This is a genomic window from Herminiimonas glaciei, from assembly GCF_042664955.1.
Lineage (GTDB): Bacteria > Pseudomonadota > Gammaproteobacteria > Burkholderiales > Burkholderiaceae_D > Oxalicibacterium > Oxalicibacterium glaciei.
In genome coordinates, this window is record NZ_JBHTBU010000001.1 from 1,893,780 (window position 1) to 1,912,328 (window position 18,549).

The 18,549-nt window shown below is 55.4% G+C and carries 17 protein-coding genes and 2 tRNA genes; 6 read left to right on the forward strand and 13 right to left on the reverse strand.

Features of this window, described 5'->3' with window-relative positions:
- Window positions 1–134: 134 nt before the first annotated feature.
- From ACFQPC_RS08525 to gltX, 7 genes are all read right to left on the reverse strand, one after another.
- A complete protein-coding gene (locus ACFQPC_RS08525) occupies window positions 135–1,565 on the reverse strand; it encodes a YlbE family protein (protein ID WP_382271447.1) in 1,431 nt (476 codons plus the stop codon).
- Entirely contained in the window at window positions 1,562–3,112 is a 1,551-nt protein-coding gene (fdrA, locus tag ACFQPC_RS08530) for an acyl-CoA synthetase FdrA (RefSeq protein ID WP_382271448.1), read from the reverse strand. The genes ACFQPC_RS08525 and fdrA overlap by 4 nt, the downstream gene beginning before the upstream one ends.
- On the reverse strand, window positions 3,102–4,001 hold the full coding sequence (locus ACFQPC_RS08535) for an oxamate carbamoyltransferase subunit AllH family protein (protein WP_382271449.1): 900 nt from the start codon (window positions 3,999–4,001) through the stop codon (window positions 3,102–3,104). The genes fdrA and ACFQPC_RS08535 overlap by 11 nt, the downstream gene beginning before the upstream one ends.
- Window positions 4,002–4,028: 27 nt before the next feature.
- A complete protein-coding gene (locus ACFQPC_RS08540; RefSeq protein ID WP_382271450.1) occupies window positions 4,029–4,634 on the reverse strand; it encodes an ankyrin repeat domain-containing protein in 606 nt (201 codons plus the stop codon).
- A gap of 450 nt (window positions 4,635–5,084) precedes the next feature.
- Window positions 5,085–5,160, reverse strand: a tRNA-Glu gene (locus ACFQPC_RS08545).
- Between the two features lie 59 nt (window positions 5,161–5,219).
- Window positions 5,220–5,295 (reverse strand) — tRNA-Ala (locus tag ACFQPC_RS08550).
- A 65-nt stretch (window positions 5,296–5,360) separates the two neighbouring features.
- Window positions 5,361–6,752: a glutamate--tRNA ligase gene (gene gltX / locus ACFQPC_RS08555; RefSeq protein WP_382271451.1), complete on the reverse strand. Its 1,392-nt coding sequence runs from the start codon at window positions 6,750–6,752 to the stop codon at window positions 5,361–5,363.
- A 225-nt stretch (window positions 6,753–6,977) separates the two neighbouring features.
- On the opposite strand from gltX, the gene metG reads away from it, so the two are divergent.
- Window positions 6,978–9,083 carry a methionine--tRNA ligase gene (gene metG / locus ACFQPC_RS08560; protein WP_382271452.1) on the forward strand — a complete coding sequence of 702 codons (2,106 nt, stop codon included), beginning with the start codon at window positions 6,978–6,980 and terminating at the stop codon, window positions 9,081–9,083.
- 57 nt (window positions 9,084–9,140) lie between these two features.
- Here the strand turns inward: metG and ACFQPC_RS08565 are convergent, their stop codons facing one another.
- Entirely contained in the window at window positions 9,141–9,707 is a 567-nt protein-coding gene (locus ACFQPC_RS08565) for a TetR/AcrR family transcriptional regulator (RefSeq protein WP_382271453.1), read from the reverse strand.
- A gap of 191 nt (window positions 9,708–9,898) precedes the next feature.
- Between ACFQPC_RS08565 and ACFQPC_RS08570 the strand changes: the two genes are divergently transcribed.
- Window positions 9,899–10,699: an SDR family NAD(P)-dependent oxidoreductase gene (locus tag ACFQPC_RS08570; RefSeq protein WP_382271454.1), complete on the forward strand. Its 801-nt coding sequence runs from the start codon at window positions 9,899–9,901 to the stop codon at window positions 10,697–10,699.
- A 137-nt stretch (window positions 10,700–10,836) separates the two neighbouring features.
- A complete protein-coding gene (locus tag ACFQPC_RS08575) occupies window positions 10,837–12,555 on the forward strand; it encodes a SulP family inorganic anion transporter (RefSeq protein ID WP_382271455.1) in 1,719 nt (572 codons plus the stop codon).
- Here the strand turns inward: ACFQPC_RS08575 and bamE are convergent.
- Entirely contained in the window at window positions 12,552–13,031 is a 480-nt protein-coding gene (gene bamE, locus ACFQPC_RS08580; RefSeq protein ID WP_382271456.1) for an outer membrane protein assembly factor BamE domain-containing protein, read from the reverse strand. The genes ACFQPC_RS08575 and bamE overlap by 4 nt on opposite strands.
- A gap of 221 nt (window positions 13,032–13,252) precedes the next feature.
- Between bamE and ACFQPC_RS08585 the strand changes: the two genes are divergently transcribed.
- From ACFQPC_RS08585 to panC, 3 genes are all read left to right on the forward strand, one after another.
- Window positions 13,253–13,465, forward strand: a complete 213-nt coding sequence (locus ACFQPC_RS08585) for a DUF3460 family protein (RefSeq protein WP_175625406.1) — start codon at window positions 13,253–13,255, stop codon at window positions 13,463–13,465.
- Window positions 13,466–13,486: 21 nt separating this feature from the next.
- Window positions 13,487–14,344 (forward strand): segregation and condensation protein A, encoded by an 858-nt coding sequence (locus ACFQPC_RS08590; RefSeq protein ID WP_041296897.1) that lies wholly within the window; start codon window positions 13,487–13,489, stop codon window positions 14,342–14,344.
- Window positions 14,345–14,435: 91 nt separating this feature from the next.
- Complete coding sequence (gene panC, locus ACFQPC_RS08595) at window positions 14,436–15,275, forward strand: pantoate--beta-alanine ligase (RefSeq protein ID WP_382271457.1); 840 nt, start codon at window positions 14,436–14,438, stop codon at window positions 15,273–15,275.
- 33 nt (window positions 15,276–15,308) lie between these two features.
- Here panC and ACFQPC_RS08600 read toward each other — a convergent pair whose 3' ends face one another.
- The 4 genes from ACFQPC_RS08600 to ACFQPC_RS08615 all read right to left on the reverse strand — a co-directional run bounded on the left by ACFQPC_RS08600 (window position 15,309) and on the right by ACFQPC_RS08615 (window position 18,533).
- On the reverse strand, window positions 15,309–15,719 hold the full coding sequence (locus ACFQPC_RS08600) for a PilZ domain-containing protein (protein WP_382271458.1): 411 nt from the start codon (window positions 15,717–15,719) through the stop codon (window positions 15,309–15,311).
- 45 nt (window positions 15,720–15,764) lie between these two features.
- Window positions 15,765–16,280, reverse strand: coding sequence for a DinB family protein (locus tag ACFQPC_RS08605; protein WP_382271459.1), 516 nt, complete (start codon window positions 16,278–16,280; stop codon window positions 15,765–15,767).
- Window positions 16,277–16,891: a nucleotide-binding protein gene (locus ACFQPC_RS08610; protein WP_382271460.1), complete on the reverse strand. Its 615-nt coding sequence runs from the start codon at window positions 16,889–16,891 to the stop codon at window positions 16,277–16,279. Before ACFQPC_RS08610 ends, ACFQPC_RS08605 begins: the two co-directional genes overlap by 4 nt.
- 211 nt (window positions 16,892–17,102) lie before the next feature.
- Window positions 17,103–18,533, reverse strand: a complete 1,431-nt coding sequence (locus ACFQPC_RS08615) for a cobyric acid synthase (protein WP_382271891.1) — start codon at window positions 18,531–18,533, stop codon at window positions 17,103–17,105.
- Window positions 18,534–18,549 lie beyond the last annotated feature (16 nt).

Sequence of the window (18,549 nt, forward strand, 5' to 3'; positions counted from 1 at the left end):
AAATTTTTCTGTCGTTTATTTAGCGGCCGGGATTACGGCGCTTACTGAAGTACTTGCTTATGAAGAATTCATCGCATTTCTCCCCCGGGATCACCCTGCCACCAGCCGATGGCAGGGTTGCTCACATAATGAAATCAGCCGTGGCGATAGCGCTGTGCGTAAGCAACGATCGCTTGTTCGAAGCATTCGAATGGCGGATAAACGATGCCGGCACCGATCATGCCTATGCCCGCATCCTTATGCGCGATCGCCGTATTGATGACCGGCAGGATGCCGCTTTGCGCTACCTTGATCAGGTCGATACCGGTCGCAATGCCCTGAAATTCCAGCAAGGGAATAGTGACGTTGGGATTTTGTGCGGTGGTGATTTCTGCCATCTGGCGCGAGAAATCAATCGCTTCATCTACCGTGCCGCCGACCAGCGCCACGATGGCAGGTGCCGTCGCCATCGCAAAGCCGCCTATGCCATAGGTTTCGGTAATCGCGCTATCGCCGATATCAAGGCCTGAATCTTTCGGTTTGTAACCGGCAAACATAGGACCTATCACCTGCTGCGATGGTCCGGTGAACCAGACATTGCCCGGAATGCCGCTGATACGGATGCCGAAGTCCACGCCATTACGTGCCATGGTGGTCACGATGGTGCTGTACTCGATGCCGTGTGCGGAATCCATTGCCGCCTTGCACATCGCCATCCAGGTCGGACCGGAGAAGTAATCGCTGCTGGCCACGAACTCAAACACTTCTTTCTTTTGCTGCGTCGTGAAATCGGTCTGGATGATGTAAGGCGTCAGGGCCTGGATCAGCAAGACGGTACCGGCGTTGTTGCGGTTGTGGCATTCGTCGCCCATGTGCAGCGCCTGTGCCAGCATCAGGCGCAAATCAATTTCCTTCGCCAGTTTCATCGCATCGCGCAGGATAGGACCCAAGGTGTCACGCATCCAGTTCAGGCGTGTAATCACGCTTTCATCGTTGGCACCCATGCGCAGGATTTTTGCCATCTGCTCACTGAGGTTGGTGTAAGCACGATTGCCATAGGTTTTGTTTTCCACGATGTGCATATACATCGAAGCCGAGGTCACGCCTGCCATCGATCCCACGCAGTCATGTTCATGACATGGCGAGAAAGTAATCGCACCGGAAGCCGCCACACGTTCTGCGTCAGCCAGATCCTTGGCCAGTCCCTCGAATACCAGTGCACCGGTCACAGCACCTTTCATCGCACCACACATGCGTTCCCAGGTAATTGGCGGACCGGAATGCAGGATGGTGGTCCTGGTCATGCCAGGCACCACATTGATTGCCTGGTCAAAACCGATCAGTACCGGTTGCGACTGGATGATGCGTTCAACCGCCTGCGCATTGGCCTTGGCGATTTTTTCACCCAGTGCCGATTGCTCTACCTGATCCAGCGCGCGGATGATGTCCACGTTGCCGCGCCCTGGCGGCATCCAGTTCAGGTGCGTGACAGGTACCTGTTGTTCTTGCAGGTCATCGCGGAACATTTCGATGCCGACATTGATAACGCTCAGTTTCTCTTTAAACAATTGTGGGCTGGCCATCATTTCGCCTCTCCTTTGCAAACAAATTCCCGCGATAACAAGCCGGTATTGGCACTGCTGCTGGCGACCGTGACGCCGGCCGCACTCAGCCGCTCAATCTGGTCCTGCAGATTCGGACGATCCAGGTCCGTACCCAGTACATAAGCCAGGATTTCCAGATGGCGCTGCTCTTGCGCAGCGATCGATTTCGCTTCATGGATAGCATCCAGCATGACGCCGACCGGATCGGCATGCGAGCCGTAACCGAGGATGAAATCCATCGTGATTACGCCGACTTCCGGATCGCGCGCTTCCTGCAGCAAGCGTTCGATACGATTGGATGGGTCTATCATTGGATGCGGCTTGCCGTTGGTGAAATCGTCGTCACCAAAATCGAGGAAGGTGTGTTCCTTGCTCTTGCTGACATCCTTCAGGCGATATTCCGGATTGAGCTGGATGTTGCTGTAGACCTGCGGATACTTTTCCATCGCGGCATACATGGCTTCATCACACAGCGTGCCGCCGCAAAATAATCCGCGGATATATTTTTGTTCCGGCTTGAGCTTGGCGCGGACTTCTTCTATCAGTGGCCAGTTCAGTGGATGCAGGTCGAGGTCCTCTTCCTTCACACCTGTCAGCAATACCGCCTTCAACGCCGCTTCTTTGGTTGACTTGGCGAACACACCGCCGGCCTTCACCACATCTGCTTCCTTGCCGCCGATGAAACAAACCACGACCGGTTTGCTGCAACGGCTGATTTCGGCCAGTACCTTTTTTTCCACCGATGCTGCCGGCGGTTTGGAGATGAGGACGATGACCTTGGTCTGGTCGTCAGCGTCCAGCATGCGCATTGCATCCAGCATCATGATGCCGCCGATTTTTTCATGCAGGTCGCGTCCGCCGGTACCTATCAGTTGCGAAACGCCGCCGCCGAAATCGTGGATACGTACGCTCAGCTCCTGGCTGCCGGTACCCGACGCGCCTATGATGCCGATATTGCCCTGGCGCACATGGTTACCAAAACACAGTGCCTTGTTATTGATAATGGCGGTGCCGCAGTCCGGCCCCATCATCAGCAGGCCCTTGCTATGCGCCAGCTGCTTCAATGCCAGTTCATCCTCGACACTGACGTTATCGCTGAACAGCATGACATTCAGTCCCTGCTCCAGCGCAGTGCGTGCTTCGCGCACTGCATATGCACCATTGACTGAAACCACGGCCAGGTTGCTGCTCGGGACGTTTTCCATCGCCGAAGCCAGCGTTGCATACTTGGCTTGATGTTCGCCTTTCGCGCCCGGCTTCTTCTTGAACAATTCTTCTATCGCCAACAGGGATTGTTCATTCAATTCATCGCTGGCCCCTTTGATCAAAATCATCAGGTCGCCATTTTTTGCTTCTTCGAGTTCAGGCGTCAGCAAGTTCAGGTTACGCAATACGCCTTTATTCATCTCTGTCGCCATCGCGACGAAAGCCTGCTCCACGTCCGGCAATTGATTCGCCTTGGTGGATATCGACATCAATGAGACCGAGTCGAAGTAAGTGTTTTTCTTGATTAAAATCTTAAGCGGCATGTGGACTCCCCAAGTGATTACTTAGTAACAAGCCGGCCGTGATCCCGCTGAGAATATCCGCTCCCGAGCTGGAACCTATGTTTAAAACCGGCTTGATACGCTCCTTTAACAAAGACAATTCCCCGTTAAATATTGTTGCCAGCAAGGCGCCGATACTGGCCCGCGTCTTACCCTCTACGGCTTTGATCAAAGCCATATAGCTAATCGTGTTGGTGCGTGACTTACCGTCCCTGATAACTTCGGCTATCAATCGCATATAGCCGTGCGCCGGATGCTGCGGCAAAGCCAGCACCGCACACAAACCAACGATGTAGTCATCTCCGGATGGCGTCAGCCCTATTCCCAAGCCCAGCAATTCGGTCAGCCCCTTGCGTATTTGCGGCTCATGCGCAGTCCGCATGCCTTCCATCAGGCGCGTACTGCCACGCACCAGGTGTTGACTCATTGCCTGGTAGAAAACGTCATTGCCGTCGTACTCAAAAAACGATATGCTATTGTTTGCAAATTTTTCGTCCTGAATCCTTGAGCTAATATTTAAAAAATATTCGGGTGGAAAGGCACGAAACACCACTGGCGGCGGCAACCATTCGCCACACGCATCCAGCTCTATCTCCAGCACCTTCCCCAGCCGCAACATCCCGCCACTCAGCGACAACTCTGCATCTTCGCCCAGGGGCAAGGTGTCGAATTCGCTCAGGCCTATGCGCAAAGTATTCGGCGCATCATCCAGCGCCGAAGAGACCACTGAATACAAGAGCCCGCTCTGGCTGCAACGCAAATTGACCACCCGGCTGAAGCGACTGTGCATCCGCAACTGGAAATCACCTTGCTTCAGTCGCGACATGAAATCCGCATCTGCCGACAAGGCGCGCACCCTGAGCGCTCGCATTTTTGGCTCTCCAGTGTGCAATCAGATTTATGCGCCGGCCGCGATCAGCAGCTTGGCAATTTCGGCATACCCTTTTTCCTGCGCCAGGAACAAAGGTGTCTTGCCCCACATATCGGTCATGTTCGGATTCGCACCATGGTCCAGCAGCAACTTCACGATCTCTTGCTGTTTGGCACCACCGTCATTGAGGACAATCGCCTCCAGCAGGGGAGTCCAGCCGACGAAGTTCGTATGGTTGACGTTGATATCGGTACGCGTCACCAGCTCACGCACAATTTCGACATGCCCTTTTTCACTGGCCGGCGTAATCCCGACACCACCGAAACGCGTGAGGCGCGTCAAATCAGGATGACCTTTCAGGACGATACGCAACAGCGCCAGATCGTTGTTCAGGCAGCTAAGGAGGAATGGATTGAAGCAGGTTTCGTCCTGCTTGTTGATATCTGCACCTGCGGCGATCAGATATTCAACACTGGCATATTGCTTCTTCAGGCTCGCCACCACGATAGCGGTACGTCCCTGGCGATTCGTGACATTGATATCCATACCGCTTTCCAGCAACGCTTTCAACGTTGGGATATCGCCATTTTCGGCAGCCAGCAAAAATTGAACGGCAGATTCGCTATTCGACATAAAATTCCTCTTGAGTCAGTCTCGTTGTAATAATTTTTCCTGTATCCCCCCTGGTGGGAGACACGGTTGTATGTTTTGTTCTCAGTACTAATGGAGCTTTATTGGGACTCACAGTAGCAAGAAGTTTTGCTTTGCATAAGGCACCTAAAATTAATTCATCACTCGCCCTTTTATCCTTGAATTTTTTTTAACAGTCGACTTTTGGCACTGGCAACAGCCGTCAACCACGATACACAGCCGTACGCGCAAGCGACACCCGCATCAGGCAAAACGCGAGCGTAGGCATCACAGATCAAACACACACGAAAAAGTGAACGCGGATTAAATACTCGCATACGGAGCAAGCAGGAGGGATCCCTGGCAAGGCGATACTGAAGGATGAGGCATGGACCGGCGGCAAACCGAAAAGACAAAAAAAAAACACCACGCAAAAGCGTGGTGTTTTTAACTTGGCGTCCCCAAGGGGATTCGAACCCCTGTACTCACCGTGAAAGGGTGATGTCCTAGGCCTCTAGACGATGGGGACAGAAAACTGCCCTTATTACTGGCCTTACTACTTCCTACACATTCTCAACCACAAGTTGGTGGTGGAGATAAGCGGGATCGAACCGCTGACCTCTTGCATGCCATGCAAGCGCTCTCCCAGCTGAGCTATACCCCCTCGAGTGCAGAAGCGAGATTATAGCAAAGCATTTCTCTCTGTGTAAATGCCCTTTTGAAAAAATATTAAAGATTTTTTTCCAAACGCGCCAATACCACCTCGCGACCGAACAATTCGACCACTGCATCGATGGATGGCGTCTGCAATTGACCGGTGATCAGCAAGCGCAAAGGCATCGCCAGTTGCGGCATCTTCAGCTTGTGTGCGGCCAGCACTTCTTTCAATGTAGCCGACAGCGCTTCCTTGCTCCACGCCACTGTCTTCAATTGCCCGACGTATTGCGCCAGCGCCGGTTTGATTGCATCGGTCAGGTGTTGCGCCAGCAATGCGGCATCCGCCGCCGGTTGGCGATAGAACAGCATCGCCGCAACCGCCAGTTCATTCAGCGTATTGACGCGCTCCTTCATCAAGGCGATGACAGCAGCCAGGTCCGGCGCATTCTCAAACTGCGCACCCAGGCCTTCCATCATTGGTCGTACCAATCCGGCCAAGCGGGTATTGTCGGCTTGCTTGATGTAGTGGTTATTCAACCAGTCGAGTTTTTCCGGATTGAATTGCGCCGGCGATTTGGTTAAATGGTCGAGGTCAAACCATTGCGTGAATTGCTCCATCGAGAACACTTCATCATCGCCATGGCTCCAGCCCAGGCGCGCCAGGTAATTCAGCATCGCTTCCGGCAGGTAACCTTGCGCCGGGTAATCCATCACACTGACCGCACCATGGCGCTTGGACAACTTCTCACCGTCAGTACCCAGGATCATCGGCAGGTGGCCGTAATGCGGCAGCGTCGCGCCCAGGGCTTGCAGGATGTTGATCTGGCGCGGCGTGTTGTTAACATGGTCATCGCCACGGATCACATGCGTAATCTTCATGTCGGAGTCATCTACCGCCACGCAGAAGTTATAAGTAGGCGTGCCGTCCGGACGCGCAATCACCAAGTCATCCAGTTCACGATTCGAAATCGTGATCGAGCCCTTGACCACATCCAGCCAGGTCACATCGCCTTCGGTCGGATTGCGAAAGCGCACCACCGGCTTGCGGCCTTCCGGAATCGCCGGCAGGGTTTTGCCCGCTTCCGGACGCCAGGTGCCGTCGTAGCGCGGCTTTTCACCGGCCGCGCGTTGACGCTCGCGCATCGCTTCGACTTCTTCCGGCGATGAATAACAATGGTAGGCAGTACCGGCCGCCAGCATCTGGCCTATCACTTCGCGATAGCGATCCATGCGCTGCATCTGGTAGAACGGACCTTCGTCGTGATGCAGGCCGAGCCATTCCATGCCTTCGATAATCGCCTGTACGGCTTCCGGCGTCGAACGTTCCAGATCTGTATCTTCGATACGCAAAACAAAGGTGCCGCCGAAATGGCGTGCATAGGCCCAGGAAAAAAGTGCGGTGCGCGCACCGCCGACGTGGAGATAGCCGGTCGGGCTGGGAGCAAAACGGGTACGTACTGTCATGGCAAATAAAAACGGCCTTGGAGTGCCAAAGCCGTCCTGTATAAAAAGGCTATTTTACCTCGCCGGCCCCTGTCTAAGCCAGCCTTGCTCGTGATAACTGCGCCCCGGCAAATCAATATGTAAATGCATATATATAGAGGCAACTATGACAGCGGACTGCGCTTAAGCCCCTGTCACTGCTAAAATTACGTCTTTATTACCTTATTGATCGCAAAGTACCGCCTTATGAGTAAACCATTGCCACGCAAATTATTCGTTACAACCGCCCTCCCTTACGCCAACGGCGCATTCCATGTCGGCCACATCATGGAATACATCCAGGCAGACATCTGGGTCCGGTTCCAACGAATGCAGGGCAATGAGGTGCATTTTGTCGGCGCGGATGACGCGCACGGCGCACCTATCATGATTGCGGCAGAGAAAGCCGGCCTGACGCCGCAGCAATTCGTTGCCAATATTGCTGCCGGACGTAAACAGTACCTGGACGGCTTCCATATCGAGTTCGATAACTGGAGCTCGACCGATAGCCCGGAAAACCACGAACTGTCGCGTGAAATCTATCGCCGCCTGCGCGACGACGCCAAACTGATCACGACCAAGTCGGTCGAGCAATTCTACGACCCGGTCAAGGAAATGTTCCTGCCGGACCGCTATATCAAGGGTGAATGCCCGAAATGCGGTACCAAGGACCAGTACGGCGATTCATGCGAAAACTGCAGCGCGGTCTACGCCCCGACCGACCTCAAGCATCCATACTCGACGCTGACCGGTGCCACACCGGTACGCAAATCGTCGGATCACTTCTTCTTCCGCCTGTCGGATCCGAAGTGCGTCGCCTTCCTGCGCGAATGGGCGCTGGATGGTCAACGCCTGCAATCCGAAGTGGCGAACAAGGCCAAGGAATGGCTGGAAGGCGAAGGCGGCCTCGGCGATTGGGATATCAGCCGTGACGCACCTTACTTCGGTATTGAAATCCCGGATGCACCGGGCAAGTACTTCTATGTCTGGCTGGATGCACCGGTCGGCTACCTGGCGACGCTGAAGAATTACTTCGACAAGACCGGGCGCGACTTCGACGCCTTCATGGCCGATCCGACTACCGAGCAGTATCACTTCATCGGCAAGGACATCACTTACTTCCATACGTTGTTCTGGCCCGCGATGCTGAAGTTCGCCGATATGAAAGTGCCGAACAATGTCTTCGTGCACGGCTTCATCACCGTCAGCGGTGAAAAGATGTCCAAGTCACGCGGCACCGGCATTTCGCCGTTGCGCTACTTGGAAATCGGCATGAATCCGGAATGGCTGCGCTACTACATCGCCGCCAAACTGAGCTCCAAGGTGGAAGACATAGACTTCACGTCGGATGACTTCATTGCGCGTGTCAACAGCGACCTGATTGGCAAGTACATCAATATCGCCAGCCGCGCCGCTGGTTTCATCACGAAGAAATTTGATGGCCGCGTTGCGACCGACTGGGCCACCAGCGATGATGCTTTCCTCAGCCGACTGCGCAATGTCGCACCGGAAATCCAGGCACTGTACGACCAGCGCGAATACGGCAAAGCCTTGCGCGCGATCATGGAACAGGCTGATGCGATCAACGCCTACGTTGATGCGAACAAGCCATGGGAACTGGCGAAAGATCCGGCCAAGGAAGCCGCATTGCAGGAAGTTTGCAGCCGTTTGCTGGAAGCCTTCCGCATCCTGACGATTTACCTGAAACCTGTGCTGCCTGCACTGGCGAAGCAAGTTGAAGCACAGCTCAATATTGCGCCGCTGGAATGGCCTCATATCATTACGCCACTGCCGCACGGCCATCAAATCAATCCATACGTACATTTGATGACACGCGTTGAACCGAAAATGCTGGATGCTTTATTCGATATGCCCGCACTGGTAGACGCTACCGTTGGCGTACCGACCGCGCCGTCGAGCAAGGACAGCAACGGTAATGGCAATGGTCACGCCGCGATCGAAAGCATCGCGCCGGAAATCAAGATCGATGACTTTGCAAAAATCGATTTGCGTATCGCAAAAATCGTCAATTGCGAACATGTCGAAGGCTCGGACAAATTGCTGCGCCTGACGCTGGATGTCGGCGAAGGCCGCACACGCAATGTGTTCTCCGGCATCAAGTCGGCGTATAAGCCGGAAGACCTGATCGGCAAACTGACGGTGATGGTCGCCAACCTGGCACCACGCAAAATGAAGTTTGGTATATCGGAAGGTATGGTACTGGCCGCTTCAGCTGCGGATGAAAAAGCCGATCCTGGCATTTACATCCTGAACCCATGGCCGGGTGCGGAGCCAGGCATGCGCGTCGGCTAAGACTTCCTGCATTTACAACAAGGGCCATGATCGTCATCGATGATCATGGCCCTTGCTTTATGCAGGCCGGCCCTGCGTCTTATCCAGCCATGCCAGGGTGTCGGCCAATACCTGTTCAGATAAGGCAGAATCATCCACTAGGCGCGACAACATCACTGCCCCCACCATCGTCGCCCACGCCCCGGTAGCAGCCTGTCGCCGCTCTGCTGCGGTTTTACCCTGCGCAGTCTGCGCGAAGTTCTCGATCCGGTACTTCACATTCTCAGTCAACGCATGGCGTGTCGCATCTGAAGAGCGCACCGCTTCGGTACCCAGGCTGGGGAAGATACAGCCCTCGCCCGGATTATCCCTATGCTGGTCACTCAGGTAGTTCGCAGCAAAATCCATGATGCCCACCACCGGCGCATCCTCGGCCCGGAACGGCGTCAACACGTGCGTACAGGTCTGGGCGATCAGATCATCCTTGGATGCGAAGTGCCCGTAAAAGCCTCCATGCGTCAGTCCGGCCGCTTTCATCACTTCCGCCACCGTCACACCCTCGAAGCCGCGTTCGCGAAACAGCGTCGCAGCGGCGTCCAGTATGGCCTGTCGGTTTTCAGCAACCTGCTCACGGGTAATTTTCATGGCAACTCCTGCTTCCTTGGATTTATTTACAAATTATTTTTCAACTTAGGCTTGACATTATACATGACGATCATCATGATTATATTAATTATGATCATCATGATTAAGAAAATGACGATTTTAAGCGCCGGTTTCAGGCGGTAACACCCCTATTCTTGTCTTAACAGCAGCCCACACACCAAGGAAATGATATGAACCAGCAAGATCGCGATACCCAAGTAAGCACCGCCCTGATCACAGGCGCATCCACCGGCATAGGCGCGGTCTACGCCGACCGCCTGGCGCGCCGTGGCCACAATCTGGTGCTGGTCGCACGCAACGCCGCCCGCATGGAAGAACTGGCGGCCAAGTTGCGCCAGGAAACCGGTGTCCGGATTGAGGTCATCGCCGCCGACCTGACCAAGGCCGCAGACCTGGCCCGGATCGAAGCCCGCCTGCGCGATCATCGTGATGTCGGCATCCTCATCAACAATGCGGGTGCAGCGGCACCCGGTGGTTTTGAAACCTCAGACGTGGAAGCACAGGACAATCTGATCAAACTGAATGTCACCGCCCTGACCCGCCTCGGTGCCGCCGTCGTTCCACGCTTCCTGGCGCAAGGACAAGGCGCAATCGTGAACATCGCATCGGTCGTCGCCCTCGCTCCGGAATTCCCGCTTGGCGTATATGGCGCAACCAAGGCTTATGTACTGGCCTACTCACAGGCATTGCAGGTTGAACTCGGTGCACGCGGCTTGTATGTACAGGCCGTGCTGCCAGCCGCAACGCGTACCGAAATCTGGGAACGCTCCGGCCGTGACGTGGAAGAGATACAAGGTGTGATGGAGGTGGATGAGCTGGTCGACGCGGCATTGGTCGGCTTCGATCGCGGTGAATTGATCACGATCCCGCCGCTGCCGGATGCCGCGCAATGGGAAAGCTTCAATGCCGCACGTCAGGCCATGCTGCCTAACTTTGCGCAAACCCACGCGGCAGCGCGTTATCAGTCTTAAAAATTGAAATGAAGTACGAAGCAGCGCAGGCAGCCCTGCCTCGTATTGTCGCTGACAGGTCCTGCTGCTAACATGGCCCATGCCGTGCCACGCGCGTCTTACGCGTGGCACGCATTTGATCGTGAAGGCGCAAGACCATGAAGCCGTTCAAGTTTTCATTTCATCCGCGTTTAATCGACTGCTTACGCGCATATGATGGCAGCAAGTTCTTCCAGGATTTGACCGCCGGCCTGACGGTGGGCATCGTTGCGCTGCCACTGGCGATGGCGTTTGCGATTGCCAGCGGCGTCAAACCCGAAGCCGGCATCTTCACCGCAGTGATTGCCGGTTTCCTGGTGTCTGCGCTCGGCGGTTCACGTGTACAAATCGGCGGCCCGGCCGGTGCCTTCATCGTCATCATTTACGGCATCGTGGAAAAATACGGTGTCGCCAACCTGCTGATCGCCACTGTCTTTGCCGGCATGATGTTGTGTGCCATGGGGGTGTTCCGCCTCGGCTCCCTCATCCGTTACATCCCGGTTCCCATCGTGATCGGCTTTACCAGCGGGATTGCGGTGTTGATCGCGCTTTCGCAAATGAAGGATTTTTTCGGTTTGCATATCGAAAAAATGCCGGGCGACTTCTTCGCACAAATCCAGACCCTGGCGCAAAACGCCGATAGCTTCAACCTGACCAGCATCGTTATCGGCGTGCTGTCGCTCGCACTGATTTTCGGCTGGCCGCTGCTGCTCAAACCCAAAGCGACCGAGCTTGAACTCCCGCCACGCGCAACTACCCACCGTATGCGCCGCCTGCTGCGCGCGCTGCCCGGCACCATCATCGTATTGGTACTCGCAACGCTTGCAGTCAGCCTGTTTGACCTGAAGGTCGACACCATAGGCAGCAAGTTCGGCGGCATTCCGCAAGGCGTACCGGATTTCGCCTTGCCGGAATTTTCATGGGCGCTGGTCCAGCAACTATTCGCACCAGCGCTGACCATCGCCTTGCTCGGTGCGATTGAATCATTGCTGTGCGCCCGCGTGGCCGACAATATTACCGGCGACCGCCACGATCCGAACCAGGAATTGATGGCGCAAGGCATAGCGAATGTAGTCACGCCATTCTTCGGCGGCATCCCCGCTACCGGCACGATTGCACGTACGGTGACGAATATACGTGCCGGCGCGGTCTCACCGGTGTCCGGCATCCTGCATGCGCTGACCTTGCTCTTCATCGTCCTCATCGCGGCACCATTGGCCAACAATATCCCGCTCGCGGCGCTGGCTGCGATCCTGCTCTACGTCGCTTACAACATGGGGGATTGGCACGAATTTGCACGGCTGCGGCATTTCTCGATGAATTACCGCATCCTGATGCTGTCGACTTTCTTCCTGACGGTGATTGTCGACCTGACGGTGGCGGTACAGGTCGGCCTGGTACTGGCTTGCGTGTTCTTTATTTACCGGATATCGAGCCTGACGCGGATCGAGCAAATTCCAAATGAAGAGATGGTCGTCGAGCTGCCGCCCGGCGTGCACGCCTATTCGATCTTCGGTTCACTGTTTTTTGGGGCGGTAGGCAAGCTCGAAGGCTTGATCGAGCCGAAGGCAATGCCGGAAAGAGCCTTGATCCTGGAGTTGCATCAATTGATCAATCTGGACGCCACCGGCCTCGATGCGCTGGAAACCATACGCAAGTCTTTGCAGAAACACGGCAGCCAGCTCATCCTGTGCGGACTGAACCGGCAGCCACGTGATCTGATGCGGCGCAGCGGCTTCCTTGATCGCCTCGGTGCCGACCACTGCCTGCCCAACCTGCAGGCGGCGATCGATGTCAGCGCCGCACTGGACGGCACATTGGAGAGATACCCGGCTTAACCGTAAGTAGGGTCGGACACCGAAGTACGCGTGACCTTGCCGGTTTCCAGGTCAAAGTGCACATTGAAGAAGCGCTCGATCGACGGTCCTTCCAGATAGCGCCAATCCCATACTTCTTCATTCTTCAGGTTGAATTTACCGACAGTGCGCGGCTTGCCCAGCTTGCGGCGCACTTCTTCCCGCGTCATGCCGACCTTGATGGTGGCGAAGTTATCGTTCGTTAACACTTGCGTGTAATCGCGCAACTTGCCCTGCGCATCGATATCGACCATATAGGTACGATGCCCGGCCGGGCCTTTCGGATATTCCAGTGTGCGGGAGCCGTTATGCTCTTCCCACACGATTTCGGGCTCGCCCATGGTGCTGCGCACATCGGCTTCGGTAGAAACGCCTTTTGTCAGTTTTTCCAAACCAAACTCCGATTGTTGGCAGCCCAGCATCAACAGGCTGCAAAAGAAGCCCAATAAGGTACGCATGATTTTTCCCATTCTCAACCTCTTCCAGGGCACTACATTGCGGCCGGAATACGACCGCCCGGTGACATTCATCCTTATTGCAGAAAACACATGATAACAATATTACAGGCAACAAAATAATGCCGGATTGACATATCTGAGACACTTACCGTTTCGATAGCAGCTTAGCCGACAAGACAAGGTAAAATAGCGTCTGACTCTAACTTGTTGCCAATTTATTCATGAAACTTAGCAAACAGCATTCCAACTACCAGTCTGAAATCACTCAATTCATCAGCTCGCTGAAAGAAAAGAATCCGAACCTGGAAGAATCGCAGCGCGCAGGCCGCGCCTTGCTGTGGGATAAAAGCCCGATCGACCTCGACCAGCAAGCGCGCATCAAGGCGTCCAACGTCAGCCAGCAAGCCTACGTGTATCAAAACAAACTGAAATAAATGAGCACGGGCCCGAACACGATGCTGGCGCACTTGCCCTCAAGCGCGCCTGATCTTGTAGTCGAAGGCAGACCGGATACCACGCCGGATGTCATCGATGGCGTCGCATATGCACGCCTGTACGGTGAGCCCTTGTTCCGCATGCCGACGGATTTGTATATTCCGCCGGATGCACTCGAAGTTTTCCTCGAAGCCTTTGAAGGTCCGCTTGATCTCCTGCTGTACCTGATCCGCAAGCAAAACTTCAATATCCTCGATATCCCGATGGCGCAGGTTACTAAGCAGTACCTGCAATACGTCGACCAGATCCGCCTGCACAATCTGGAACTGGCTGCCGAATACCTGCTGATGGCAGCCATGCTGATTGAAATCAAATCGCGCATGCTGCTGCCGGTACGCAAGGCCGATACCGGCGAAGAAGCGGCCGATCCGCGTGCGGAACTGGTACGTCGCCTGCTCGAATACGAGCAAATGAAACTGGCTTCGCAACAAATCGATGCGCTGCCGCAGCTGGGCCGCGATTATGTACGCACGCAGATTTACATCGAGCAAAGCATAGTCACGCGCTGGCCAGAAGTGGAAGTCGTCGATCTGCAGCAAGCCTGGGCTGATTTGCTCAAACGCGCGAAGCTGACCGCGCATCACATGATCAGCCGCGAAGAATTATCGGTGCGTGAACACATGACCGCCATCCTGCGTCGTTTGCAATCCACCAAATTTGTTGAATTCGCCGACCTGTTCGACCCGTCACGCGGCGTGCCGGTAGTCGTGGTCAACTTCGTCGCCCTGCTCGAGCTGGCCAAGGAAACCCTGATCGAAATCACGCAGGCGGAACCGTTTGCGCCAATTTACGTGCGACTGGCCTACGCGCCAAGTTAAGTTAAATACTCGCCCTTATCATCCCGGATTACTCACTCGTCGCCTTCGCGCTGAAGCACTGAGGCGGCGACCAATTCACTAAGACAGATTTATGAAGATCATCTCTTGTATCGAAGAATTGCGCGATCATTTGCGCGGACAATTACGTACTGCTTTCGTCCCGACCATGGGCAACCTGCATGACGGTCATTTGTCGCTGATGCGCCTGGCGCGCAAGCATGGTGATCCGGTAGTCGCCTCGATCTTTGTGAACCGCCTGCAATTCGGTCCTAACGAAGACTTCGACAAATATCCACGCACTTTCCAGGCTGACGTCGAGAAGCTGGAAAAAGAAGGCGTCTACATCCTGTTTGCACCAACCGAGAAAGACCTGTACCCGGAACCGCAGGAATTCCGCGTACGGCCGCCGGACGATCTCGGCAATACGCTGGAAGGTGAATTCCGCCCTGGTTTCTTCTCCGGCGTCACTACCGTCGTATTGAAATTATTCTCTTGCGTGCAACCTAGCGTCGCGGTGTTCGGCAAGAAGGATTACCAGCAGTTGATGATCGTGCGCAATATGTCCAAACAATTCGCACTGCCGACCGAAATCATAGCCGCCGATACCTATCGCGCCGAAGATGGCCTGGCCTTGTCGTCACGCAATGTCTATTTGTCGGCGCAAGAACGCGCTGAAGCACCAGCCCTGTTCCAAAGCCTGAATGCGGTCGCCAATGAAGTCCGCAGCGGCCATCTGGATATCTTCGAACTGGAACGCAAGGCCATGGCCGACCTCAGCCAGCGCGGCTGGAAACCGGACTACATCTCGATCCGCAAACAGAGCAATCTGCAACCACCATCAGCCGGCGATATGGCCCAAGGTGAAAAACTGGTGGTACTGGCCGCTGCCAAACTCGGCGTCACCCGTTTGATCGACAACCTGGAAATTTAATCATGCGCGGCGGACCTGGAACGCTGTAGCTAATCAGCCCAGGTCACGCGTCGTGGTCGAACAAGTAGCAATAATTTTCTGCAACTGCAGTTGATGCACTTCCACGCTGCCATCGATATATAAGCTGGTACGAAACCCCTGGATACCTGCGAGTGTGCAATCCACCGCCTTGCCGGTGAACTTCAATTGCATCATGCGTCCGCCCACCAGCGCTTCCAGCATAATGGCGCACACCTCGCCGGTCCGGACTGGTTCCGGCCCCATCACTCCCATCCCTTGCGTGGAAACATCGACAGTATGGATTTGCGTGGTCGTCGCACCACGCGTCATCAGCCCGCGTCGGCGAAAGACGAAGCGTTGTTCCTTGCGACGGGGTTCGGAATTGGGTAAAGCACCATGCGCATTCATGAAGACACACTCTCCAGGATGAGTAAGTGTCTGCATGCTACCCACGCTGCATTACTTCTTGATGACAGCTGTCACCATTGATTACGTCTCTCTTGGCATCATCATTAAATCAGTCGCGCCGATATCGACACGCTGCTGCGACAACAAGGTCGTCACTTGTCCTCTATGATGAGTCTGGTGATTGAACATATGCGCGACAGATTGCCAGGCCGGGCCACTGCGCATGCTTTTGGTCATGCCGCTATACCAGCTGAAATCATTTGCCAGCCAGTTCGCATCCAGGCTGGCGGCCCATACCAGCAACTCTTGGTCCAGCACAGCACGTGCCGCTTTCAACTCATCCCAGTCAGCATGTACATCGACGCCGCCGGGTGTAGTCGGCATAGACCGTTCCAGCGCGGTGCCTTTGGTGAAACGCCCCAGCCACATTGCGTCACCCCATACCAGGTGGTTCAGGGTGGAATGTATGGATTTGAAGAAAGCGCCGCGGTCAGCCTTGCGCTCGGTGTCACTTAACTGCTCGCTGGCGGTGTAGATCTTGTCATTCATCCAGCGGTTGTAACGTGCCAGCAAATTCGCGTATTCAGGTGTAATCATTTCTTCCCTAGCCACTGCACCAGATCCTGCCACTGCTCCAGGTCCTTTTCCACACGTGACGGTGCGATATCCCATACGGTGCTGCCATGTGCGGCGAGCTGCACATAATTTTGCGTATCGCGCAAAAAGCCCAGTACCGGGATTCCGAGTCCGTTCACGTATTGTGTCAATTGGTCGGCAGCGCGGGTGCGGCCATTCACCCGCATCCCGAGCACGCCCAGGTCAAATTTCTCTTTGCGCCCTGCCAGCTTTTGCAGGAATTCCTGCGTCGCCAGGATATCGAACATCGACGGCTGCAAAGGTACGATGACCTTGTCCGCGATTTGCATGACTTTTTCAAAGCGCTTGCCGCTAAAACCGGCTGGCGTATCGAGCACGATATGCGTAGTGCCTTTGGGTGGTTTGGCGACATGGCCGTCATCAATTTCCCAGGCCTGGATGGGTGGCAGCGTAGCGGGTCGCAAGGAAAGCCAGGAACGGGAAGATTGCTGTACGTCGACATCACCCAACATCACACTATGTCCCTGCGCGGCAAAGTAGCCGGCAACGTTGGTGGCTAGCGTACTCTTTCCTACGCCGCCCTTAGGATTGGCGATGACGATCACTGGCATGAATTTCCCCTTTTAATGTGGTATTCCGCACTCGCTGCTGGCACTCAGGGTGAGGCCGGGCTGGAAGCCAGGCTACAGGTCAAATGCCCCTGCAGTCCGCAAATTGACTTTCAAACAAGAATATCATGCTGCGTTGCAAGGTCAATACGGCATTGTGCTAACAGCCGCCGCGTCGCAGGAATGCTACAGTCAGCAGGGAATCGGGGCCTGGTCAGGCTTGGTAGTCGGGCAAGGCGCGCAAGGCCGCCAGCAAGGGACGCGCGGCATCCGCCAGACGCTGCAGGCTGGCTTCGCGCAACTGCGCGGTATCTACCGTCACATCGCTGTCCAGGCCGGCCCAACGCAACAAGGCCGAGCATGCCGACGGTGTATCGAACAAGCCGTGCAGGTATGTACCCAGTATGTGGTCGTCGTCCGAACGCGCGCCCTCTGCCCGTCCATCTATCATAAAGACAGGGCTGGAACGTGCCGCACCTTCCGAGGTACCCATGTGGATTTCATAGCCGCTGACTCCGGCATCTGCGAATGCACATGTACCGCTGACTTGTTCCAGACGCTTTTCACGTGTCAACTCGGTGGCGATATCCAGCAAACCCAAACCTTGCGAAACGCCAGGCCTACCCTCGACACCGTGCGGGTCAGCCACCGTCATGCCCAGCATTTGATAACCACCACAAATACCGATGATCTTGCCACCGTAACGCGCATGGCGCAGCAGTGTTTCGCGCCAACCGTTGGCTATCAGCCAATCGAGGTCGCCGCGGGTGTTTTTACTGCCGGGCAGGATGATCAGGTCGGCAGGCGGGATCGGCTGTCCCGGCCCCACCAGTTGCAGGTCGACTTCCGGATGCGCACGCAAGGCATCGAAGTCGGTGTGATTGCTGATGCGTGGCGGCACCGGTACCACCACGCGGAAAGCGCCGCGCGCAGCCTGCGTCGTTTCCACTGCATCTTCCGCATCAAGGAACAGTCCATGCAAATAAGGAAGAACTGCCAACACCGGTTTACCGGTTTGTTCTTCCAGCCATTTCAGGCCGGGTTCCAGCAAACTGATATCGCCACGGAAGCGATTGATGACAAAACCCACGGTACGCTTGCGCTCACTCTCGGACAGGCAGGCCAGCGTGCCGATGATGTGCGCGAACACACCGCCGCGATCTATATCGGCCACCAGGATGACCGGGCAATCCACGGCTTCGGCAAAACCCATATTCGCGATATCGCGCTCACGCAAATTCACTTCGGCCGGACTGCCGGCACCTTCCACCAGCACCGACTCGTACCGCGTTTGCAAGCGTTGATAAGATTCCAGCACCGCCTGCATCGCGACCGGCTTGTACGCATGGTAATCGCGCGCATTCATATCGCTACGCGCCTTGCCATGGATGATGACTTGCGCACCGGTATCGCTGGATGGCTTGAGCAGGATGGGATTCATATCCGTATGCGGCTGCAAACCTGCGGCGATCGCCTGCAATGCCTGCGCACGCCCGATCTCACCGCCATCCGCCGTGACTGCACTGTTAAGCGCCATATTCTGCGGCTTGAAGGGCACGACCCTGACACCTTCCTGTGCCAGCAAACGGCAGAGCGCGGCAACCAGCGTCGTCTTGCCGGCGTCGGAAGTGGTGCCTTGCACCATCAGTGTGTGTAGTTTC